The 24,602-nt window shown below is 40.8% G+C and carries 18 protein-coding genes; 10 read left to right on the plus strand and 8 right to left on the minus strand.

The window, feature by feature from the left end:
- Positions 1–36 precede the first annotated feature (36 nt).
- Complete coding sequence (locus BMX56_RS16520) at positions 37–792, minus strand: SDR family oxidoreductase (protein ID WP_090650287.1); 756 nt, start codon at positions 790–792, stop codon at positions 37–39.
- Between the two features lie 757 nt (positions 793–1,549).
- On the opposite strand from BMX56_RS16520, the gene BMX56_RS16525 reads away from it, so the two are divergent.
- The 5 genes from BMX56_RS16525 (at position 1,550) to BMX56_RS16545 (ending at position 7,384) form a co-directional block, all read left to right on the plus strand.
- Positions 1,550–3,286 carry a phospho-sugar mutase gene (locus BMX56_RS16525; RefSeq protein WP_090650289.1) on the plus strand — a complete coding sequence of 579 codons (1,737 nt, stop codon included), beginning with the start codon at positions 1,550–1,552 and terminating at the stop codon, positions 3,284–3,286.
- Positions 3,287–3,563: 277 nt separating this feature from the next.
- Positions 3,564–5,087, plus strand: coding sequence for a lipase family protein (locus BMX56_RS16530; protein ID WP_090650292.1), 1,524 nt, complete (start codon positions 3,564–3,566; stop codon positions 5,085–5,087).
- 224 nt (positions 5,088–5,311) lie between these two features.
- Positions 5,312–6,391 carry a class II fructose-bisphosphate aldolase gene (fbaA, locus tag BMX56_RS16535; RefSeq protein ID WP_090650295.1) on the plus strand — a complete coding sequence of 360 codons (1,080 nt, stop codon included), beginning with the start codon at positions 5,312–5,314 and terminating at the stop codon, positions 6,389–6,391.
- Between the two features lie 92 nt (positions 6,392–6,483).
- Positions 6,484–6,993 (plus strand): low affinity iron permease family protein, encoded by a 510-nt coding sequence (locus tag BMX56_RS16540; protein WP_090650297.1) that lies wholly within the window; start codon positions 6,484–6,486, stop codon positions 6,991–6,993.
- A complete protein-coding gene (locus BMX56_RS16545; RefSeq protein WP_090650300.1) occupies positions 6,959–7,384 on the plus strand; it encodes a GNAT family N-acetyltransferase in 426 nt (141 codons plus the stop codon). Before BMX56_RS16540 ends, BMX56_RS16545 begins: the two co-directional genes overlap by 35 nt.
- A 75-nt stretch (positions 7,385–7,459) precedes the next feature.
- Here the strand turns inward: BMX56_RS16545 and BMX56_RS16550 are convergent, their stop codons facing one another.
- The 7 genes from BMX56_RS16550 to BMX56_RS16580 form a co-directional block, all read right to left on the minus strand.
- Positions 7,460–8,230 carry a DNA-formamidopyrimidine glycosylase family protein gene (locus tag BMX56_RS16550; protein WP_090650474.1) on the minus strand — a complete coding sequence of 257 codons (771 nt, stop codon included), beginning with the start codon at positions 8,228–8,230 and terminating at the stop codon, positions 7,460–7,462.
- 47 nt (positions 8,231–8,277) lie between these two features.
- The gene (locus BMX56_RS16555; protein WP_090650302.1) at positions 8,278–9,177 is read right to left on the minus strand and encodes a helix-turn-helix domain-containing protein; all 900 of its coding nucleotides are present in this window, start codon (positions 9,175–9,177) and stop codon (positions 8,278–8,280) included.
- Positions 9,178–9,792, minus strand: a complete 615-nt coding sequence (locus tag BMX56_RS16560; protein WP_090650305.1) for a pyridoxamine 5'-phosphate oxidase family protein — start codon at positions 9,790–9,792, stop codon at positions 9,178–9,180.
- A 10-nt stretch (positions 9,793–9,802) separates the two neighbouring features.
- The gene (locus BMX56_RS16565; protein ID WP_090650307.1) at positions 9,803–10,219 is read right to left on the minus strand and encodes a nuclear transport factor 2 family protein; all 417 of its coding nucleotides are present in this window, start codon (positions 10,217–10,219) and stop codon (positions 9,803–9,805) included.
- 173 nt (positions 10,220–10,392) lie between these two features.
- Positions 10,393–10,950: a carboxymuconolactone decarboxylase family protein gene (locus BMX56_RS16570; protein ID WP_090650310.1), complete on the minus strand. Its 558-nt coding sequence runs from the start codon at positions 10,948–10,950 to the stop codon at positions 10,393–10,395.
- A gap of 164 nt (positions 10,951–11,114) precedes the next feature.
- On the minus strand, positions 11,115–12,161 hold the full coding sequence (locus BMX56_RS16575) for a winged helix DNA-binding domain-containing protein (protein WP_090650312.1): 1,047 nt from the start codon (positions 12,159–12,161) through the stop codon (positions 11,115–11,117).
- Positions 12,162–12,464: 303 nt separating this feature from the next.
- A complete protein-coding gene (locus BMX56_RS16580) occupies positions 12,465–14,150 on the minus strand; it encodes a capsule assembly Wzi family protein (RefSeq protein ID WP_255369859.1) in 1,686 nt (561 codons plus the stop codon).
- 200 nt (positions 14,151–14,350) lie between these two features.
- On the opposite strand from BMX56_RS16580, the gene BMX56_RS16585 reads away from it, so the two are divergent.
- The 5 genes from BMX56_RS16585 (at position 14,351) to BMX56_RS16605 (ending at position 24,600) form a co-directional block, all read left to right on the plus strand.
- A complete protein-coding gene (locus tag BMX56_RS16585; protein ID WP_090650315.1) occupies positions 14,351–17,377 on the plus strand; it encodes a glycosyltransferase family 117 protein in 3,027 nt (1,008 codons plus the stop codon).
- Positions 17,378–17,674: 297 nt separating this feature from the next.
- Positions 17,675–20,185 (plus strand): DUF3857 domain-containing protein, encoded by a 2,511-nt coding sequence (locus tag BMX56_RS16590; protein ID WP_177183838.1) that lies wholly within the window; start codon positions 17,675–17,677, stop codon positions 20,183–20,185.
- A gap of 249 nt (positions 20,186–20,434) precedes the next feature.
- Positions 20,435–21,658: a Pycsar system effector family protein gene (locus BMX56_RS16595; protein ID WP_090650322.1), complete on the plus strand. Its 1,224-nt coding sequence runs from the start codon at positions 20,435–20,437 to the stop codon at positions 21,656–21,658.
- 37 nt (positions 21,659–21,695) lie between these two features.
- Positions 21,696–23,735, plus strand: a complete 2,040-nt coding sequence (gene ppk1, locus BMX56_RS16600; RefSeq protein ID WP_090650325.1) for a polyphosphate kinase 1 — start codon at positions 21,696–21,698, stop codon at positions 23,733–23,735.
- Entirely contained in the window at positions 23,728–24,600 is an 873-nt protein-coding gene (locus BMX56_RS16605) for an SdiA-regulated domain-containing protein (protein WP_090650328.1), read from the plus strand. The genes ppk1 and BMX56_RS16605 overlap by 8 nt, the downstream gene beginning before the upstream one ends.
- The last annotated feature ends 2 nt before the right edge of the window (positions 24,601–24,602 follow it).

The following is a 24,602-nucleotide window of genomic DNA, read 5'->3' on the forward strand; positions in this document are numbered from 1 at the left end:
TTCATTCCAAATAGGTGTAAATTTTTGATTTTTTTTTTAATAAATAAGTGCATTAACAGTTAAGCCACCATCAACAACAAGCTCGGTACCGGTTATAAATGAGGCATCGTCGGAAGCAAGGAACCTTACCGCATTTGCAATTTCTTCTGATTTGCCAAAACGGTTAAGCAAAACCCTTTGGCTTAAAACAGATCCAAAGCCGCTAACCTGTTCTTCAGTTAAGCCAAGTTTACCATAAAGCGGGGTTTCAACCGGGCCTGGTGATACGGAGTTAACACGGATTTTACGGGAGGCTAATTCGCGGGCAAATACTTTAGTGAATGATAGCAGGGCTGCCTTGCTTGCTGCATATACACTGCTATCGGGGGCGCCTAATGATGCGTTAACTGATGCGTTGAATATGATAGAACCGCCATCATTTAAAATAGGTAGAAATTTTTGAACGGTGAAATACACGCCTTTTACATTTAGATTCATCATGGTATCATAATGCTCTTCGGTTGCAACTTCCATCGGGCTGAACAAGGCTACACCGGCATTAAGAAATAGTATATCTATTTTGCCAAATTGTGCTTTCACCTGGGCAATCAGGGTGTCTATCTGGTTTAACTTAGCCTGATCGGATACTATACCGGTTACACCCAGTTCTTCGGCTGCTTTACTTACTGTGGCGGCATTACGCCCGGTAATAATTACCTGTGCACCTTTGGCTGCCAACTCTTTTGCGGTGGCGTATCCTATGCCGCTGTTACCACCTGTAACTACGGCTACTTTGTTTGTTAAATTGCTCATTGTTTTATTTTTTAATAACTGTTTTTTGTTTGATGACTCAAAGATAATAAAACTGGAATGATCATTCCAAAATAAAAATAATGTTTTTACTGATGATTACATTTGGATTACAAAGCGGGGCTGCAACTGATTTTTTGGGGTGCAGATCAATGCTAAATGACGCCGGATGTTGTGTTATTGTTGCTTTGCCCGGGAGATATTTTTTAACTTCATTTGTCATTCCATAAAATAGCGTTCAAAGGCGATTTGGCTAAAAGTAACATATCACATAGAATACATAAACTATTTATTATAAAGTGATTAACATTATTTGACTTTGTTTAAAAGCTCGTTGTGTTTTAATATTTCCGTCAAGCTTACTTGTAAATCCGGAGTACAGATAAGGACGAAGCCGCTTAACTTTCTGTTGGTAAGGCTGGCTGCGCTATATCATGCAAAATTTACTATCGCCTAAACGTTATACCAGATGATGGCTTAGTTGAGCGTGGCCCGAGGTTGGGATTTTACCCATGCCACTTCTTTTATTTCAATGCAGCAAGGACGCATTTGGGCGAATTTGAGAAACTATAATTTATAAGCTGCCGGAATTAATGTTTTTATAATGAAAGATAATTGCAGAAAATATTACATTTATCGCCGTAACGATATGGGGAATTTTAAACCAGCAGATTTTTTTGATCGTGATTTAAACACACATTTTATTACCATATTTGTTACAACCACTGGTTAACCCAATCATCTTTTAAATACTATACCAATGCAGGACTTAGACCCATCCATCCTAAAAAAAGTAAACACCTGGCTCGAAGGAAATTACGATGCCGATGTTAAACAGGAAATTCAAACCTTATTAGACAATAAAGCATATACCGAGTTAACAGACTCGTTTTACCGCGACCTGGAATTTGGTACCGGTGGTTTGCGTGGTACCATGGGCCCAGGCTCAAACCGTATTAATAAGTACACTATTGGTGCAGCTACCCAGGGTCTGGCAAACTACCTTAAAAAAACCTACCCAGGCCAAAAAATTAAAGTAGCTATAGCGCACGATAGCCGCAACAACGCCGACTTATTTTCGAACATTACCGCCGAGGTATTTTCGGCCAATGATATCCATGTTTATTTTTTTAAGGCGTTGCGCCCAACACCCGAGCTTTCGTTTGCCGTACGCCACTTTGGTTGCAAAAGCGGGGTGATGCTGACTGCATCGCATAACCCTAAAGAGTACAACGGTTACAAAGCATATGGCGCCGATGGCGGCCAGTTTGTATCGCCGCATGATAAAGCGGTTATGGACGAAGTTGCTAAAATAGCCAGTATCGACGATATTAAATTCAGCCGCGTTGATGCAAACATTGAGGAGATAGGTGAGGAGGTTGACGAGCTTTATTTAGAAGGGATCACTAAATTATCCATCTCGACAGAGGCTATCGATCGCCAAAAAGATTTAAAAATTGTTTATTCGCCAATCCACGGTACAGGCATTACCCTGGTGCCACAGGCGTTGGAGCGCTTTGGTTTTGAGAATGTGATCCTGGTAGATGAACAAACCACGCCCGACGGAAACTTCCCAACAGTAGTATATCCAAACCCCGAGGAAAAAGAAGCTTTAACACTGGCACTAAAAAAAGCACGGGAAGTTGACGCAGATTTGGTGTTAGCAACTGACCCCGATGCCGACCGTGTGGGGATAGCTGTAAAAAATACCAGTAACGAATTTATATTGCTTAACGGTAACCAAACCGGCAGTATGCTTATTAATTACCTGCTTAGCGCATGGGAAGATAAAGGCAAACTTACAGGTAAAGAATATATTGTTAAAACCATTGTAACATCAAACCTGATTGATGCGATAGCTAAAGCCAAAAATGTAACGTGTTACAATACATTAACCGGCTTTAAGTACATAGGCGAACTGATGACCCACTTTGAAGGCAAACGAACCTTTATTGGTGGAGGCGAGGAAAGCTACGGTTATTTGATAGGTGAACTGGTGCGCGATAAGGATGCTGTTGTTTCAAGTGCCTTTATAGCCGAAATGACAGCTTATTACAAAGACAAAGGCAGTAGTTTATTTGAAGCCCTGATTGATACCTACGTGCAGTATGGTTTCTACAAAGAGAAGCTGATATCGATAACCAAAAAAGGTAAAACCGGTGCCGAAGAAATAAAAGCCATGATGGAAACATTCAGGAAAAACCCGCCTGCCACTTTAGGCGGATCGAAAGTGGTTACCTTAAAGGATTATGAATTCCAGGTAGAAACCGACCTGAATACCAACACTACCAAAGCAATAGAGTTGCCTACATCAGATGTGTTACAGTTTATTACCGAAGATGGCAGCATAATATCTGCCCGTCCATCAGGTACCGAGCCGAAGATTAAATTTTATTGCAGCGTTAACGGTAAACTGGCAAGTAAAGAAGCTTATGCCGACACCGACAAGCAATTGGATGCTAAGATTGACGCCATTATGCAGGACCTGGGCGTGTAATCCAGAAACGATATAAAGCGGGGTTTATCCTCTTTGAGGCTGTCTCATAAGTATGGGAACAGCCTCTTTTTGTTTAATTTATTAGGGTAGAGGTGGTGGAAATCGTTTTCGTATAAGCAATTCTCAAAGTCTCCTTTTCATAGTCATAGGATTCCCCACTCATTATTCACCATATCTGGATAAATAATTCTATTTGCTTTAAAATAAGGCGTTTAAATTAAATAGTATCATTTTTAATTTGTAACATTATATTTTTAATTACCTAAATTTTAACCCTATGAAATCCGATAACCTTGTACTTGTGTTTGTTCACGGCTGGAGTGTTACCAACCTTAACACCTACGGCGAATTACCCCTGCGTTTAAGGAATGAAGCTGCCGGCATTGCCCCATCAGTAACAGTTAAGGATATTTACCTTGGGCAATATGTCAGCTTTCATGATGAAGTACAGGTACATGATATTTCCAGGGCGTTTGAACATGCCGTTCGGGAGCAGTTATCGGCCGAGATACTTGCAAATAATCGTTTTGTTTGTATAACCCATTCTACAGGCGGCCCTGTGGTAAGGGAATGGTTTGATTTTTATTATAATAAACCAGGTGCGCCTGTTTGCCCTATGAGCCATTTGATTATGCTGGCGCCAGCCAACTTTGGCTCGGCTTTGGCACAATTAGGAAAAAGTAAAATAAGCAGGTTAAAATCATGGTTTGAGAAAGTGGAGCCGGGACAAGGCGTGCTTAACTGGCTCGAACTTGGCAGCGATAAATCATGGGACTTGAATGAGAAATGGATAAAAGGAAAAGGAGGGGAGATTGGCGAAAACGGTATTTTTCCGTTTAGCATCATAGGACAGTCTATCGACCGCGCGTTTTATGATAACCTTAATTCGTACACCGGCGAACTGGGTTCCGATGGGGTGGTAAGATCGGCCGCGGCTAATTTAAATGCTACTTATGTGAGTGTAAAGCAAGGGCCAGTTGTTAATACCGATGGTAAAGATACGCCAGAGGCGATGACAGTCGAGTTTGATACTGCCCCTAAAACAGCCTTCAGGGTGGTTAAATGGAAAGCTCACTCGGGCACCACCATGGGAGTTATGGCCAGCCCCAAAGAAGACTGGAAAGATGATTCCGCAGAAAGCGCTGCATTAATTGAAGCGATATTGGATTGCATTAAGGTTAATAATATAAATGATTATGATACCCTTATTGATGCATTTGCTGCCCAAACAGATGAGGTTCAGGCAGTGGAACAGGTGGAGAAAGTATCTGAGGGCTTTTTCCTGCACGACAGGTATTTTATTCACGATAGGTTTTCGATGGTAATTTTCAGGATTCATGATTCGGAGGATTACCCGGTAACAGATTATGACCTTATTTTTACCGCCGGCGACAATGCAGATCCCAATCATCTGCCCGAGGGCTTTTTTGCCGACAGACAGCGAAATAGTATATCGCCGCAAACAGTAACCTACTTTGTTAATCATGATGTGATGAATGGTTGTGCAGGTATTAAATATGATGGGAAAGAATTACGGCCGGCATTACCGGGAGCAAAAAAGTTGGGCCTCATTGTAAATCCGCGGCCGGATAATGGATTTATTAAATATGTGCCATTTGAAATAAACGCCGCGGATGAATTTTTGAAAAAAGTTATACAACCCAATTCAACTACTCTTATAGACATTTGCCTGCAGCGCGTGGTTAGCCAGCAAGTGTTCGGGTTGATCCAATATGATGGGCCAATGCCTTATAATCATGATTTTAGCGACCTGGATGCGGGTACGGACTATGTAAATTGATTAGGCGGCTGCCTTTAAGATTAACCAAATATTATGAAAATGATAAAAAAAGCATAGGATTTAATTAAATTTTGCCCTTTTGTTACTTTTTATCCCCTTAAAACTATCGTTTTAATATACTTTGCTTATATAACTGAACAAAATGTTAATATTCAACTATTAATAGTAACATTTCTTATCAAAAACAAAGAAATTTTATAACTTCGAGGCCCAAATAAAAGCTCATGGATTTAAAAAATTATAAAGGTGTTCTGCACGGCGATCAGGTGCAGGAACTGTTTGAAGCAGCTAAAAAGCATCAGTTTGCTTTGCCGGCGGTAAACGTTATAGGTACCAATACTATTAACGCAGTTATGGAAACAGCTAAGCTGGTAAATTCCCCGGTTATTATTCAGCTTTCAAATGGCGGTGCGCAATTTTACGCCGGCAAATCATTAGATAATTCAAAACTGCAAGCCTGTATTTTAGGTGGTGTATCAGCTGCAAAGCATGTTCACTTGCTGGCCGAACATTACGGCGTTGCCGTAATTTTGCATACCGACCATGCCGCAAAAAAATTATTACCATGGATTGACGGCCTGTTAGATTATGGCGAGAAGTTTTTTGCCGAAACAGGCAAGCCACTTTTTTCATCGCACATGCTTGATCTTTCTGAAGAACCTATCGAAGAAAATATCGAGATATCTGCTAAATACCTGGAGCGTATGGCCAAAATGGGCATGACTCTTGAAATTGAATTAGGTGTTACCGGTGGCGAAGAAGACGGCGTTGACAACTCTGATGTTGACAGTTCGCGTTTATACACCCAGCCAGAAGAGGTTTCTTACTCATATGAGCATTTATTAAAAGTGAGCCCACGTTTTACAGTGGCAGCTGCTTTTGGTAACGTACATGGTGTGTACAAACCAGGCAACGTTAAATTGCAGCCGGTTATTTTGCATAACTCACAAGAGTATGTAAAACAAAAATTCAACTTAACCGAAGAAAAACCTATCAACTTTGTATTCCACGGCGGTTCTGGTTCAAGCCAGGAAGAAATCCGCGAGGCTATTTCATATGGTGCTGTTAAAATGAATATTGATACCGATATGCAATGGGCATACTGGGAAGGTATTAAAGATTACTATAAATCAAAAGAAGGATATCTGCAATCGCAAATTGGCAGCCCTGATGGCGAAGATTCTCCAAACAAAAAATATTATGATCCGCGCGTATGGTTACGTAAAGGCGAAGAAAATTTTGTTAAAAGACTTGCGGCGGCTTTCGAAGATCTTAATTGTATCGATGCCACAAGCAAACTATAAATAACCAATTTAAAACTATTAAAGCGCCGGTGCAACAAATGTACCGGCGCTTTGTTGTTTAGCCAAAATGATCACTAAGTAACATCTACAAAATGGCTAAGGCAAAAAAAAAGAAAAAAAATCTGTTTGAAAGGTTTGCCAACTGGGCAACTATCGCTACCGGAAGTTCCGCTGCCTTTATAGGCGCGGTATCTATCATCATCATATGGGGAGTAACTGGGCCCATTTTTCAGTACTCCAATACCTGGCAGCTTATTATTAATACCGGTACAACAATAGTTACTTTTTTAATGGTTTTTTTGATCCAAAAATCACAAAATAAAGATTCAAAAGCCATACATTTAAAACTGAATGAATTGCTGGCCTCGCACCAGGGTGCAAGTAACCGGATGGTTGATATCGAAGACTTGAATGAGCTGGAGCTTGATCAGTTGCATAAGTTTTATGTACAGTTATCTGAACTTGCAGAATTGGAAGATGATATCACCTGCACGCATTCGATTGACGCGGCCGCCGCAAACCATAACAGCAAATTAGAGCACCTTAAAGCAAGCCCACATTACATCAATGCCATCAAAAATCGAAGTAAAAAAAGTAATTGAACAAACAGAACTGGATAAGGCATCGGCCATCAGATATGAAGTATTTGTTATTGGCCAGGATTGCCCCCCCGAGCTTGAGGCTGAATTTGATGAGGAATCCACACATTTTTTGGCAACAGTGAATGGAGAACCGGCCGGTGCCTGCCGCTTTAGGAAAACCGAAAAAGGCTATAAATTGGAACGATTTGCTGTACTACAAAAATTCCGGGGGCTGGGTATTGGCCAGACCCTTGTAACAGCGGCGCTGGAGGCCTTGCCGGCCGACGCAGATTACATTTACCTGCACGCGCAGGTACAGGCAGTATCACTATATACCAGGTTTGGTTTTGTGCAGTCGGGGTCAGAGTTTGAAGAAGCTGGGATGAGGCATTATAAAATGGTTAAAAAATAATGCAATTTGTTCATAAGCAATATTGAACTATACAAGTAGACAACATAGGCCGCGATTCTGTATACAGCCCGCAAGCTACTCAAATAACTCCTGCTCATCTGTATAATAAGTTTTCCTTGAGCCTTCTTTTACCTTGATTTCTGCGCCTTTTGGGCTGTGGGTTTTCTTTGAGTTATGGATCAGCATAAAATCGCGAACCTCACCGTTAATGATGTCCGGATTTGATTTAAGGATCGCCTTTTCAGCATCTTTTAAAACACGATGAATTGAATCAGTAAGATCATTAAGCCTCGCTTCGGGTATTTTGTTACTTACCGAAAAAGGGGAGATGCCCGCATGCCACAATATTTCGTCGGCGTAGGCATTGCCTATACCCCGGATGATCTTTTGATCTAATAGAACAGTTTTTATGTTGGTTTTGGTTTTAACTAACCGTGTTTTCAAAAAATCGGCATTAATTGCCATGGCATCCGGCGATTCTTTTTCTTCAGGGTTTAAGGTTGGATTGGCGATTCCCTGGAAGTCAGTTAGCACCAGGCCGGTACCATCGGTAAAATGTAATTCGATGATGGGATATTTATTTTCGTTTTTTCCATCAAACAAAAACAACTTGCCGTGCAGCATCAGGTGCAGGGCAAGTATATCACCTTTGCCGAATTTTAAATAAAGCTCTTTGCCCTCGCGGTACACCTTATCCAGCTTTTGGCCTTCAAGGGTGTCTTTTAACTGTTTATGGGTTACATTAAGCTTTTTGGCATTAACTATAACAACATTCTTAACGGTTTTACCACTAAGTTTTTTATCAAGGTTGTGGCTGAAAGCCTGCAGATCGGGTAGCTCGGGCATGGTAGTTGATGTTTTAAAAATCAAACCAAATATAAATGGATTAGTTTTTAATTTACCAGCTGATTGTCACTTGCCCTGCCAAATCCTACTGTATCCCGGTACATTTGCGGCGATACATCGGCATTGGTTTTAAAAAACCGGCTGAAATAATATTCGTCTTCATATCCCAGTTCCCATGCTATTTCTTTTACGGGCTTATTGGTTAAATACAACTCGCGTTTGGCCTCGATGATAATGCGTTCGGCAATCAGGTTACTGATGGTTTTATTAAAATGGCTTTTGGTGATGCGGGCCAGCGCTTTTGCCGAAATGTTGAGCATATCGGCATAATCGCTCGCGCTGTGCTTGGTTTTGTAATGCATTTCGATGGCATCTTGAAGGCTTTGCAAAACAAACGGTTCTTTATTTATTTTGTCGGGATCCCTGTCCAACACCTGCTGTTCGGATTTTAGGCGGGAAGCAGTGATCAAGAAAATTTTCAGATACGATACCAGGATATCAAATTGGGCTATGCCCTTGTTTTGCATTTCGGCTTTTACCTGGTTTATCACCATATCAAAGGTAGCGGCACTGGTGGCGTCGATTTTTATATATGGCGGATGGTAAATATTGTCAAACAAAATACCACTGCACGATACCTCTTTATGATGCTTATGGATACAAAAAAAATCGGGGTGAAACTGAATAGCTACGCCGTTAATAGCCTGCGCTGTAGAAAGCATAAAGGGCTGATAGGGCGTAAACGCAAGCAGGTTGTCCTTTTCAAAGCTATATTCCGAAAAATCAGATTTTAACCTGCCCGATCCCTCTTTTACCCAGATAACCGAAAAATAATTATTACGCTGTAAATGGTCGAAATAGCTGTTATCCTCAAATAAAAAAAGTTTAAAGGCAAGGTTCCCGGTTAAAGGATCAACCAGGGTAAAAGTATTTTGGTTGTCGGTCATTTATTTTGATGCTAACTGTGCTTTAAGAGCGTGGTTTTCGGCTCTCAATTTATTGATGTATTCGTGTTGGGCCGCAAACTCATGTTGAATCTCCTCAAGGGTATACCGTGGGGTAATATGTTGCGGGCAGTTCCAATCGTAAGCTGTTACCTTTAATATAATGATCCTTTCGGGCTTAAATTTATAATCCGGCAGGTTTAGCTTATCATACAATTCGGCGTTATTATCGATATCTAAAATACTTGCTTCTGCAAAAATCTTAAGCCGGGCTTTTGCGGCCTGGTCCAACAAGAACAAGGCTACTTTATTGTGGGTAGCCAAATTACCTGCGGATATGTATTGCTTATTGCCTCCAAAATCAATAAAGCCCAGTGTTTCATGATCCAACACCTTTAAAAAGCCTTTTGGTCCGCCGCGAAACTGTATATAAGGATAACCACTTTCGCTAATAGTTGACATGTAAAAATTATCCTGCCGGCTTATAAAATCCTCTTCGGCTTCGGTAAAACCATCAGTGTATTTAAATTCCTGCTGCCGTGCATAACCGGCCCGGCTGCCGTAGCGTTCCTGGAAACCCTTTACGGCATCGGTAAAAGCAATTTGCGCGTAATTCATAACCCTGGTTTTAAAACAGTTTCCTGTCGGTTTCGGCAATAGGCATATCGTTAATGCTGGCAAAACGTTTTTGCATATAGCCGTTCTCGTCAAATTCCCAAAGTTCGTTGCCATAGCTGCGGTACCACTGGCCGGTGTGGTCGTGCCATTCGTACTCAAACCTTACAGCCATACGGTTTTCGCGGAAACCCCAAAGTTCTTTCTTTAATTTATAATCCAGTTCTTTCTCCCATTTCCGGGTTAAAAACTGTTTAACTTCTTCGCGGCCATTTATAAAATCGGTGCGGTTGCGCCATTCAGTATCAATGGTATAGGCAAGGCTCACCTTTTCAGGATCGCGGGTATTCCAGGCATCCTCGGCAGCCTGCACTTTCTGCTGTGCTGTTTCCATGTTAAAAGGAGGGAGGGGATAGCGTTTGTTTTCCATGATGTCGTTGTTTTAAACTTGATAAAAGTAGTGAAAGAGAGGCGAGAATCAAGAGTCAAGAATCAAGATGAAAAAACTGCACCTGTCTAATTATTGATCGCCGGCACTTAATTCTTTTTAATTATGCTGAAAAAATACCTGGAGCTGTCTTAATTCTTGATTCTTGATTCTTTTTACAAGGCTTCAACAGAGTTATAAGCGTTTACCACCGGGAAATCAATGTCGGTTTTGGCGGTATTATTAAAATAGTTGGTCAGAACATTTAGTGCAACGTGACCAACAATTTCGCCTATCTCACCATCGGTGAAGCCTGCGGCTTTTACCGCTTCAACGTCGGCATCATTTACAAGGCCTTGTTTAGCTGTTAAAATAGTTGCAAATTGCAAAGCCACTGCTGTTTTAGCATCATGGTTATTCGAGTTACGGGCATCGGTTAAAGTTGCAGCGTCAATATGTGCCAGCTTTTCGCCTATATAGGTATGTGCAGATAAACAGTAATCACAATTGTTTTTTTCGGATACGGCCATAGCCAGCAGCTCACCGGTTTTTGCTCCAAGCTTGCCATGTGCCAGTGCCCCGCTAAAGTTCAGGTAACCTTCTAACAAGGCCGATGAATTGCCCATGGTGCTCATCATGTTGGGTACAACACCCAATTTACTTTGTATTGCAGAAAATAATTCTTTTGTTTTGCCTGTAGCTTCGTCAGGATTTAATGCTTTTAAACGTGCCATTGTAGTATGTTTTTGTTTGTCGTTATTGACAATACAAAAGTGCACACAGCAGCAAAGCTGTAACATGGATGAATTTCGTTAGTACATGGACAATTTTCCCAACCGCGTTTTTTTTGCGCAAATGGGGGAGTCACAATGATTTTATCCCCCCTTAAACAACGCATTTATAATAAAAAATTCTTGTACTTTTTTGCGGCAGCCTCTAATGCTTTACCCTGTGTCTTATTGAAATCGCCAAATAGGTTATAATTAATATCAACGGTATTTGTTTTAATTGTCCGCTTCCAGTTGCCAACAACCTGGTTATCTATCACTATTACCGGATCGAAAATTACATACCTGGCCTGCTCCCTGTATTTGGGCGCAACCAACGCGTCGCGATCTTTATAGGCTATGGCAAATTCATCAAACGCGGGCAGCAGGTACGCTTTATTTTTAGTTGAAGTAGTTGCTGTATGATGGGGCATCCAATATGTCTTTCCGTCAATCACTTCGCTTATTAGGTGCTCTTTTATATTTTCAAGACCGGTACCGGCGTCTGCAATAGTAAGCCCCGACCAGTTGGCAAAATCGTGTACGGTAGCTGGCCCCCGCGTATTAAAAAAGCCCGTTGCCAGTTTAGTTAGCGCTTCGTCGTGGGTTAGCAATGGGGTTGCCGGTGCTCGGTCATCAAGCAGCGCGTATGTAAATTGTTTACCAATGCGGCCACCACTGCAAATAACGCCGTCAAGTTCGGCATGCATCAGTAAAAGGGTAAAGCGTAACTCGTCGGTTGGGATATGATTTCTGGTTAGCGCATCGGTTAATTCTGCTCGGGTGAGTTGTTTATTGCCTTGCATGGCTTGTATAAATACCCCGTTAGCTTTGTTAAATACAATACTATCCAGTTCGAATTTTTTATACATCCCTGCGTTAATGGCATGTATACGGGGTGCAGTAAGCGCCAGTATCCAACGGATATCGTCGGGCGCAACAAAGTGCCAGGTAGGCCTTAGCAGATGGGTGCGCAATATGCGGCCATCAGTGATAGCTTGTTCAACAATACTTTCTTTTGCCGAGGTCATACGTATCCCAATGGCCCATTTGGCCCCTGCGTAATCCTGGGCCTGCATAGCCAGCATGTTTTTAACAACATCCTCCGGCTTGCTAAAAACAGGGCTGCTAATGTACTGGTTATGAATTCGCAACCGGGCTAAAGGATTATCTTTCATTGATAGTATTTTAGTTATATTACAAATTTATCAGGCCTTAATGACAAAGGCATGTCAGCATGAAAAATTTGTTATAAGTAAATTAAAAACATTAACTCATCGCATTTAGCAATGGGTATTGCGATAGGCCTGGCACTCCACAACGTAGCTATAGGTATATCTTTGGGCATTGCGGTTGGTTTGGCATTTAGCGCACAAAAAAGAGAACAATAACTTTAATAGGCACAAAAAAACGCGATACAATTAAGCATCGCGTTTTTATAATATCAAAATATCAATTTTGTAAAATCTCTGGGTTATGATTTAAAAATCATGATACAAATTCCTGAATGAGCTTCTTAACCCAAAAGTAACCATCGTTGTTTTATTATCAGCTTTCGCGCTTTTTTCCTGGCGGTACAAGCCGCTTAATTCAAAACGGAGATTATATTTAGGGTTAATTAAAAATGAAATTGTGCCTTCGGCATAGTAAAGCTGGGTGCTCAATCCCTGGCCAACATTGGTAGTAGTAGTTGCCGTTGGTACAAATGGTTTGTTCACTATTTTGCCGTTGTTTATGCTTTTTAATGTATCTGTACCATATTTGGCATAGTTTATTTGTCCTTGCAGGTCAATCCTTCCAAAAGAGTAGTTCAGAATGCCCAAAGCCTCCCTGAAATTTGCGCCATATGGATGTGCTAATGGATCGCCGTAAAAATTGTAGCTGCTTATGGTATTGGCATTTTGGTAAGTATACGGTTTAACGGTATTAAACTCAAAAAGGTAGTTAAAGCGCTTTACAGCAAAAAGATCGGCGCCGCGGATACCGACTTGTACGCCATTAGTATTATCGGCATTATTGCCTGAGAAAAAATTACTGGCCTTAAACCTGTCAATCAATAACTGGGCATACAGCGCGGTTTTATCCGAAATTTTATATTTACCTGTAAAACCAACCAACGTATTGTCTTTAGGTTGTTGAGATGGCCCCAACGAACTGGAGAAGAAAATCGGGTTTATCATGTTGGCATCAAAACCGCGCCTGTTGCCGTTTGCATCGGCTTCGGGCGAAATAAGCGCGTTAAAGAAACCGAAGGATACCCGGTTGCTCACGTTCCAGTCGATATAATGAAAAAATGCCCATTTGCGGCGGTTGCTGCCAAAGGTGTCGAATTTTGTTTCTTTCAGGTCTTCTATATAAGCCCAGGTTGCCATATACTGCACATGCTTACCCAGGTTGGCGGTCACCCTTAACAGGGGCATATTGGCTGCATAATCTGACAACAATAGAGATCGGTAACCATCGCCTATAAACATTTTATCCTCGCCCAGGGTAACATTGATATTTTTTGTTACGTTATAAGATAGGATTGCTGTGACATACGACCAATCTGCCAGGCCTTTAGTTATGCCATAATAGCGCTGATAAGCCAGCCCCGGTATAAAGCCGTTGGCATTAACAACCGTATTATAATAGGTAGGGAATTTTGCCTCGTTTTCATAACCACTGGTGTAAAATGAAAAGTTTTTACCAATGGTACCACCAAATTGATACCCGCGGGTATTTAAATAAATACTTGAGTTTACCGTAAGGCTGGCTAACTGCCCCTGGGACGAAAACGTTTGGGCAGGACCGCCTGTTTTTGCGCTAAAATCTTTACTTACATCCAAATCCAGGAGGATATCGCCGTAAAAAGTGTAATTGGGCCTTTTAACTTCAAAAAGGTGTTCATTCAATAATTTGCGTGTAGCCCAGCTTTTACTGTTGGGGTTCACCCCAACATTCATAACCGAATCATAGCTGTGCTGGATAATGCTATCTATCAAAAATGGGCGCATGGAACTATGAAACGCTGTTTTTGTTGAATAAATATCGGCATTGAACTTTTGGTACAGCTGGTAGGAGTTTGGCAGATAGGTTGATTGTGCCTTAACCCCTTGAACCGAAACCAGGAGGATGCCGGCTAACAAAAATGATTTTATGGACAGAAATGGGTAGATTTTTTGCATCGCAACAAAATAAGTATTATTTATGGTAAGATAAAAATTTTCATTGGTAATAGATTTTGCAGGACATTTTTGAGTCCGAATATCTTGTTCTAAAAAAGTTAATAAATGTTAAATTTGGCACAGGCAAACTGTTTTTTTTAATTACCATTTAAAAATAGTGATATTTGCCCGCGCGATAAAACCCTTACTATTTAATATAAATGCAGTACAAAAAAATCAATAATCTTTTAGGCTGGCTTTGCTTTGTTATAGCTTCAATTACCTACATCTTAACATTAGAACCGTCAGTTAGTTTTTGGGACTGCGGTGAATTTATTTCATGCGCCTATAGGCTACAGGTTGCTCACCAACCGGGGTACCCTGTTTTTGCCATGTTGGGCAAGTTGTTTTCATTACTTTCATTCGGCAATAATGCTAAGGTGCCTTATTATACCAATATGGGGTCGGCTATCGCCAGCGGGGCTACCATTATGTTTTTATTTTGGACAATTACTGCATTAGCCAAAAAATTATTACTCAATAAACGTGATGAAGAAGTTAGCCAAACAAACCTGATCATGATTATGGGTGCAGGCCTTGTTGGCGCGTTAGCATTTACTTATACGGATACTTTCTGGTTTTCGGCCGTTGAAACCATTGTATTTGCTTTATCATCATTATGTACCGCTATTGTATTTTGGGCCATTTTAAAATGGGATGCACACGCCGATGAAAAAGGCGCCGATAAATGGCTGGTTTTTATAGCCTATGTAATTGGTTTATCAATAGGTATTCACCTGCTTAATTTATTAACCATACCGGCTTTGGCCATTGTTTATTTCTTCCGCAGGAGTAAAAATGTAAATGTAGGTAACGGAATATTGGCGTTTTTGGCCGGTATAGTTATCCTTGGCCTGGTACAGTACGGTGTTAGGGGATACACCATTAAATTTGCCGCCTACTTTGACCTTTTCTTTGTAAATACCTTGGGGCTGGGCTTTGGCAGCGGTGCATTCTTTTTTATGCTAATCATCGTGGCTGCCCTTGTGTCGGGTATTATATATAGTATCCGTGCAAAAAAACCAACGCTTAACCTTGCTTTGTTGTGCCTCGCTTTCATTTATTTTGGATATGGCTCGTTTGCTTACATCCCCATCAGAGCTACGGCAAATCCCGATTTAAATAACTCGCACCCCGATAATGCATTTACCCTTTATGGTTACTTAAACCGTATCCAGTACGGCGAAAACCCTTTACTTTTTGGGCAGTATTATGATGCGCAGGTTACCGAACAAAAGGAGGGAAGCATCATTTATCGTAAAGGAAATACCAAATATGAAAATGCTGGCAAAAAAATTGAAACGGTATATGATCATACCACAATTTTGCCGCGTATGTACAGTACCGATCCGCAGGATGTTCAATTTTACAAAGAGTGGTTGCGCATTCCTGAGGGGCAGGCGCCAAATTTTGCCAACAACTTAAGCTGGATGTTTACCTGGCAAATGTACCAGATGTACTGGCGTTATTTTTTATGGAACTTTGTGGGCCGATACAATGACGCCGATGGCCAGCAAAGCATGGTAGCCATTGATGGTAATTGGACAACCGGAATATTTGATGGCGGCAGGCATTTGCCAAAATCAGTTACAGGAGCAGTAACCTATACGCCATTATATGCATTACCGCTCATTATCGGTTTAATAGGTGCTGCTTACCATTTTAACCGTAAAAAGAAAGATGCGCTGGTGGTATTGTTACTTTTCTTCTTTACCGGCCTTGCTATTGTATTATATGTTAATCAAGCCAATGTGCAGCCGCGCGAGCGTGATTACTCCTATGTTGGCTCCTTTTATGCCTTTGCTATTTGGATAGGTTTAGGCGTTATAGCCATTGCCGAAAGCGCCCGTAAATTTATTGATGGCAAAACTGCTGCTTTAGCTTCAACTGCCGTGTGTTTATTGGCTGCACCCGTGTTGCTGGCAAGTAAGGAGTGGGGTGATCACGACCGCTCTACAAAAATGACACCGCATGATATGGCTTATAACTACCTGATATCGTGCCCTAAAGATGCCATATTATTTACCTATGGCGATAATGATACCTACTCGTTATGGTACGATCAGGAAGTTGAAGGCATCAGGCCCGACGTACGCATCGTGAATCTGAGTTTATTTACCGGCGATTGGTACATACGCCAGATGCAGAAAAAGATGAATGAATCGGATCCTTTGCCTATTACCATGCCTTATGATAAATATAAAGAGGGTGTGCGCGATGCCATTTATTTTAACGACAAAAAATTAGACGGTCCGCAGGAAGTAAAAGAGGTTTTTGACTTTATAACATCTGATGATAAAGCCGCCCAGGTTGAATACCAAAGCGGCGATTTTGGAAATTACCTGCCTACCAAAAATTTAAAACTAACCATAAACCCGGACCAGGTAGTAAAAATGGGAGTAGTAACGCCCGATCAAAAAAGCAGGCTTGCAAGCGTAATGGATTGGAAATTTCCGCCAAATTATGTAACCAAAGAGAACCTGGCGATATTGGATATACTTGCGCATAATAACTGGAAAAGGCCTATTTGTTTTACTACAACCATTGGCAACGAAAACCTGATTGGTTTACAGCCATACCTGTATAAAGAAGGTTTTACTTACCATTTAATACCTTTCCAGAAAGACACCACCGTGCATGACCAGTTAAGTAAAACAAACACAATCGTGATGTACAATAATGTGATGAACAAGTTTAAATTCGGGAACTTTAAAACCGCTAAATATCTTGATCACGAGTCAACGTCGATGTTTTACCCGGTAATGACTACCACTTTTACCGATTTGATCCAGAATCTGATGAAGGAGGGGCATAACGACCTTGCTTTAAAAGTACTGCATAAATATGATCAGGAAATGCCCGACATTAACCCTTACATTGACATTGCCGGCCGTAAAATATTTTTGATACAAATGGCATTTCAATTAAATGATGTAGTTTTAGGTACCAAAATGGCAAACCATCTTGATGAGTACGTAACCGATCAGCTTGATTATAATTACCATTTGCTAACATCAAACGATAATACTTTGAGCACCCGCGATGTTCAAATAGGGTTACAAATATTAAATGGCATGACAGATTTTGTTAAAGAAAATAATCAGCCTGCATTATTTAAGAAATTCGATGGCCAATTAAAGGATTACGTTAAAAAGTTTGCCCCATTGTTGGGCAATCAACAACAATAGGTTCGCCCAATCCTCTCTAAAGGGGGGCTTTTGATTTGCCTGATAAAAGGAAGTTTTTCAAAAAAAACTTCCTTTTATGGTTTTATAGAACTGTTTTCTTAACTACCTATCCGTGATCTAAACTCAAGGCTCTCCACTGGCAGATATTAAAGGATTGGGGCGGGGCCAATAATTAAATAAATAATTATAAATCCGGTTCTTTTTTTTATTTTAATAGCCGGTATGCAAAATTGTTTTAAACTATACTTAAACCTTATTACTGGTGCTTTGCTGTTGTTAATTAATAAACAGTGTGTTATGGCGGCGGGTACACCCGTAGTGCACGTAACACCCAAACCCGGCTGGTTAAGTGTCTGTAAGCCTTATAACCAAAGACCGTCGGCACGTACCATAGAAAAAGGTTATTTTTTTGCTCTTTTTGAACAGCAGGTGCATGTTGAGTTGCAGGCCAATTACCACCATGTAATTAAAGAGATAGTATCTGAAACAGGCATTCAAAATGCATCACAGGTTAATGTGAGTTTCGATCCCAGTTTCCAGCGTCTTGATTTTCATAACATCATTGTTTGGCGCAACAACAAGCCTATTAATCGCTTAAATGTATCTGCCTTTAAAGTAATTGCCGACGAACAGGATTTATCCAACTTTATTTACCAGGGTAGTTACTCGGCTTTGCTGATCCTTGACGACATTCGTAAAGGCGACAGGATTGAATATTCATATACACTAACCGGCCGCAACTCTATTTTTAATGGCAGGTTTTGCGATGATATCGCTTTTCAGTGGTACCAGCCTATAGCACATCAGTATACGGTGCTCATAGCGTCGGCACAAAGAAAATTGAATTTTAAGGCGATTAATGCCATACCTAAAGTGGCTATCAGCCAAACTGCTGGCTTAAAGCGGTACGAATATGAGGGTTTCCAGGTACCACCCGCGCGTGACGACGAAAACCAGCCTGCCTGGTACGAAAGCAGGCCCCGCGTACAGATCAGTGAATTTAATGGCTGGGCTGGCGTAGTAAATTGGGCATTAAGTATTAACCCGGCGGCAATCAATATTAAAGGCGAATTGGCACAGCGCATTGCCGAGATTAAGGCAAAAACAGGTAACGACCAGGTAAAATATTTTCGCGAGGCGGTTAAAACCGTGCAAAATGAGGTGCGGTATATGGGCATCGAAATGGGCCAATACTCGCATAAGGCAAATAATCCCGAAAAGGTATTTAAACAACGCTACGGTGATTGTAAAGATAAATCGTTATTACTGGTATCAATGCTGAAAGCCGATGGTATAGATGCAGCGATGGTGCTGGTAAATTCGAGCGTTAGGGCGCATATTGAAGATTACCTGCCAACTTACTATGCATTTGACCATGCTGTGGTTACTGCCAACGTAAAGGGCAAACAGGTTTGGGTTGATGCCACTATTGACTACCAGGGCGGCTCGGGTACCGATATTTATTTCCCTAATTATGGTAAAGGTTTGGTATTAAGAGCGGGTGATACTTCGCTTACTACCATACCACAATCCAAAACAGGTAAAGTGATTTTTAATGATATCTATAAAGTGAAAAACGACCACGCGCCGGTGATGTTCACTGTAAAAACCACTTACACTTTAAACGAGGCTGATGATATCCGCAGCAGGCTTGCCTCGACAGGCATGGCCGAAACGGAGAAAAATTACCTGGATTATTATGCAAAAACATATACAAAAATCGAACAAAAAGACTCGATTACAGTGGATGACGATCTGGATAAAAATGTACTTACAACTACCGAAACCTATACTATAAAAGACTTTTTCCGGGTAGATACCGAGACCAATAAAAAATCGGCTGACTTATATGCCAACTACATTTCGCAGCAACTGCCATCGTTAAACGGAAGAATAAAAACGCCTGTGTCATTGAGTTACCCACTTGATTATGATTATACCATAAGCGTTATATTAAAAGGAGGCTGGGACATAACTGACAAAACCAATGCAATTACAAGGGACTATTATAAATTTTCGTCTGATTACACATCTTCGGGCGATACGCTACAGCTTAATTACAAGCTTGCTTACTTAAAGGACAATGTTCCTGTAGATAAACTGGACGAATTTAAAGAAGATATTAAAAAGCTTAACAGCGACGGACTTAGCTATAGTTTTAGTTACGGAGCCATCAGCGAACCCGGATCGAACATTAACAACCCGATGGTTATTTTTGCAGGCTTTTTGGTGGTTGGCCTGATTTTTTTAGGCGTATGGTTTTACCAGCGCGAAACACCGGCTATTGTTGTTAGCTATGGATCAACGTTTATGCCTATTGGTGGCTGGCTCATATTGATAGCCATTGGCCTCGGGGCAACAGTCCTTAGCGTTGCCCGGAATCTTTACACCGGCAATTTTTTTGATATGGCTACCTGGAATTCCTTTGCTACCAGTAAATATGGCTTTAACCACAAACTTTTGTTGGTTGTTGGGGCCGGTGGCAATATTATACTCATGATGCTGGCTGTTTTTTGCCTTATCCTTTTATTAAATAAACGCGATATATTCCCTAAAGTTATTACCGGTTATTTTTTATATGTCTTGGGGTTTGGCGCTGTTTTTTACATCATATCATTAACCGTGCATGATGAAAAAGTTGTTTCGCAGTCTTTGTACTTTTTAATAAGGGCATGCCTTGTTTCTGCTATCTGGATCCCATATTTCAAAAGGTCTACCCGGGTAGAGGATACTTTTATTGTGCCTTATCCGCCTTACAATTACAGCTACGAAGGTCCCGATTCAAAATATCCAGCAACTAAAGACTAAATTATATTACAACTTAGTAACGTAATTTCGTGATTTAGCGATATATCAAGACTTCAGGAAAGAAAACTTTAATTAAGTATTTGAAAATTAGATATTTAATCAATGGTATAGGTTTAGCAAAGTAATTTAGGTTGTAAATCAATTTAGTCGTCATCAATTAATTATCAGCAATAAATTAGCTTATAACATTAAATCGACAGCAAATAGGGATTTTTAGAATAAATTTGATTAATAATTACATTCAGGCCAATGAAATTTCAACAGTTATTAGAAGACGTCAAAAAATACGTGATATCTTATTTTGATGCCTACCAGGACCCCAACTTAATTTATCACGATCTTCAGCATACCAAAGATGTTGTAGCTGCCGCTACAAAAATTGCCAACCACTACCAGCTTAGCGATGAGGACTTTTTTGTTGTTGTAGCTGCCTCATGGTTTCACGATACCGGATATTTTACTGATAAAGCCGAACACGAGGCAAAGAGTATCAGCATAGCCGAGCATGAGCTTAAGCAGCTAAAAGTTACCGATGCGGTAATTGAAAAAGTAAAAGGCTGTATTATGGCTACCGAAATGCCACAGAAGCCCGTTGGCTTGTTACAGGAAATTATATGTGATGCCGATCTTTTTCATTTAGGAACCGATGATTTTAACGAACGCAGCAAACTGGTGCGTAAAGAAATAGAAAAGGTAAAAAACATTGTACTTGATAAAAACGTGTGGCGTCAAAAGAGTATCGAACTACTGCAATCGCACCGGTATTTTACCGATTATTGCCGTCTGCTGCTTGGCGATCAGCAGCAAAAAAATCTGGATAAACTGATAGGCAAACAGGCGCTGGTAAAAGACAAAGCGCCTGCAATTGCTTTGGCCGAAGAAAGCGTTGTGACTGACACAGACGATGATAAGGCTGATACCGAAAAGCATGGTAAAAAACATAAAACGGATAAGCCTGAACGCGGTATCGAGACGATGTTTCGCATTAGCTCAAGCAATCACCAGCGGTTGAGCGATATGGCCGACAATAAGGCACATATCATGATCACCGTGAACTCTATCATTTTATCGGCCATTATTAGTTTGGTACTGCGGAAAATTGATGAACACTCCAACCTGCTGGTGCCAACCTTTATGCTGCTTGGGGTAAGTTTGCTCACCATCACCTTTTCTATACTGGCAACCCGGCCATCGATACCTAATGGGGTATTTACTCATGAGGATATCGAGAATAAAACCGTTAACCTTTTGTTTTTTGGTAATTTTTACCGTATGTCGCTCGAAAAATACAGCGAGGGCATGGTTAAAATGATGGACGACAGCGATTTCTTATACGGAAGCCTTATCCGCGATAATTATTCGCAAGGCGTGGTATTGGGAAAAAAATACCGCTTGTTGCGTGCCTCGTACAATGTATTCATGTTTGGCCTTATTATTTCGGTAGTTGCGTTCATTATTTCGACACTGATCTAAAACGGTAAGTACTATACCGTTACAAATATATCTACTTATGGATCATTACTCATTTTTTGACAGGGATTTAAGCTGGCTGCTTTTCAATGAACGGATTTTGATAGAGGCCGGAAAAGATACTTTGCCATTGATGGAAAGGGTAAATTTTCTCTCCATATTTTCGTCCAATTTAGACGAGTTTTACCGGGTACGGATGCCTGTATTATTGGCCTTACATAACCTGGCCAAACACGGCAACAGCGAAAAAGAGGATGTATTGCTGGAAGCCCAGGAATTGATAGGCCATCAACAACAGAAATTCGGACATGTTTTTACCGGTGAGATTATACCTTTATTAAAAGCCAAAAAAATCACCCTGCTTTTTAACGAACCTATACCCAATGCAATTGCAGACAAGGTAAGCGACTACTTTTATAGCCAGGTTATGGCGTTTTTGCAACCTATAGACCTGGCTGATACCAAAAAGAATTTCTTCCCGGAAAATAACCGATTGTACTTTTTAGTGACCCTGCAAGCTGAGCACAAAACCGAACGCAACGTAATCCTTAATATTCCGTCAAACCAGCTGCCCCGGTTTTATAGCGTGAATACAGATGATGGTCAATACATTGTTTTTTTGGATGATATCATCAGGCACAACCTGGATAAGTTATTTAAAAACGAGGTGCTTACGGGCTGCTACAGCATAAAAATAACCCGTGACGCCGAACTTGACCTGGACGACGAGTACCAGGGCGACCTATCTGAACAGGTTGAAAAACAATTACTAAAACGCGATCTGGGTATTGCCACCCGCTTTTTGCACCAACCGGGGATGCCTTTACGCACCCTGCATTTTATGACAGATAAATTTAATCTGCAAAGCTCGAGTGTAGTGGAAGGAGGAATGTACCACAACCTAAAAGATTTGTCGGGTTTACCTGTGAATAATTCTTCGTTGCGTAACACGCGATGGACTCCAATAACAGGCTATCATGTAAATGATATGGGATCGTTGTTTGATCATATCGAAAAACAGGATTACATTTTTCATGCCCCATACCAATCTTACGATACCATCCTTCGTTTTTTTAACGAAGCCGCTACCGATGGTTCGGTTAAAGAAGTGTCTGTTACCCTGTACCGGGTGGCCAGCGAGTCGCGCATTGTAAATGCCCTTATAAGTGCCGCTAAAAATGGGAAAAAGGTGCGGGTTATGGTCGAACTGAAAGCCAGGTTTGATGAAGCCAACAACATTAAATGGGCAAAAAAAATGAAAGCCGCCGGTGTAGATATTATTTACAGCAATACTGCCTTAAAGGTTCATGCTAAAATTGCCTTGGTAAAAAGACATGTCGATGGCCGCGATAAATACTCCGGATTATTGGCAACGGGGAATTTTAACGAAAGCACCGCGGCCTTTTATACCGATCATATCATGATGACGGCAAATTCATCATTACTGCGCGAAATGGAGTTGCTGTTCATGTTTTTAGCAAAGGGTAAAAAATCGGCAGATGGCTATCCAATTGATTTTAAGCACCTGCTGGTAGCCCAGTTTAATTTGCAGGGCCGTTTTTTAGAGTTGATTGAGCAGGAAATTGCCAACGCAAAACAAGGCCTGCCGGCATTTATCACTATAAAGTTAAACAACCTGGAGGAGCGTACGCTGATATCCAAACTGTATGAAGCTTCGCAGGCGGGCGTTAAAATTTCGCTGATAGTACGCAGTATTTGCTGCCTTATCCCTGGGGTAAAAGGAATGAGTGAAAATATCACCATAAGACGCATTGTAGATCGTTACCTGGAGCATGGCCGCATTTTTATTTTTCACAACAACGGCGATAAAAAAGTTTTTCTTGGTTCGGCCGATTGGATGAACCGTAATATTTACCGGCGGATAGAAGTTTGTTTTCCGGTTTATAATGATAACATAAAGGCCGAGGTTTTGCAGTTGATTGATTTTCAGCTTAAGGATAATACACAGGCTGTTGCACTCGATGATGAGCTACGGAATATAAAAATAAAGCCGGTGCCGCCTATGGTGCAATCGCAAAAGGCGATTTATGAATTTTTAAAATCGAAGCTCAATGATTAAGGATATGCGCAACACATTGATGGCGGTTATTGTAGCGGGTATATTGTTAAGTATCTCTTGTGCCAGCAAAACAGGTACACAAGGCTACGATAGCCCCACCGGATACAACCTCAATAAACCTGTAAAATATTACATGCCCGATGGCTTGCTCGAAATTTCGGGCATAGCCTTTAACAATGGCAAAAGTGACTCGGTTTATGCCGAACAGGACGAAGATGGGAACATTTATTACCTGAAACTGGGCGATAAGCAGGTTAACTACAGCAAATTTGGTAAAAAAGGCGATTATGAAGATATAGCTATTTGCCATAACCAGGTAATTATGCTGCGTAGCGATGGGGTGCTGTTCACATTTCCTTTTGGCCAGGTACGGAATAAAGAAATTCCTGGCGTTCAAAAATTAGAGGGGCTATTGCCCGAAGGTGAATATGAAGGTATGTATGCTGATGAAAAAAATGGCCTGGTATACCTGTTATGTAAACATTGCACCGACGACAAAACTACCAAAAGCAGCAGCGGCTATATTTTGGCTTTACAGGCAGATGGCGCACTTAAACAGAGCGGAAGTTTCAACGTAGATGTAAAAACAATAGAAAAGCTAACCGGGAAAAAGAAGATTAGTTTCCATCCGTCAGCCTTAACTAAAAACAGCAAAACCAACGAATGGTATATTTTATCATCGTTTAATAAATTATTGGTGGTTGCCGATAACAACTGGAATGTAAAAGCAGTTTACAGTTTAGATCCTGTTATTTTCAACCAGCCTGAAGGAATTACATTTGATAATAAATACAACCTTTATATCTCAAACGAGGGCAGCAAAACGGCTGCGGGTAATATCTTAAAATTTAATTATAGTAAATAAAC

It is taken from the genome of Mucilaginibacter sp. OK283 (assembly GCF_900110415.1).
Taxonomy (GTDB): Bacteria; Bacteroidota; Bacteroidia; order Sphingobacteriales; family Sphingobacteriaceae; genus Mucilaginibacter.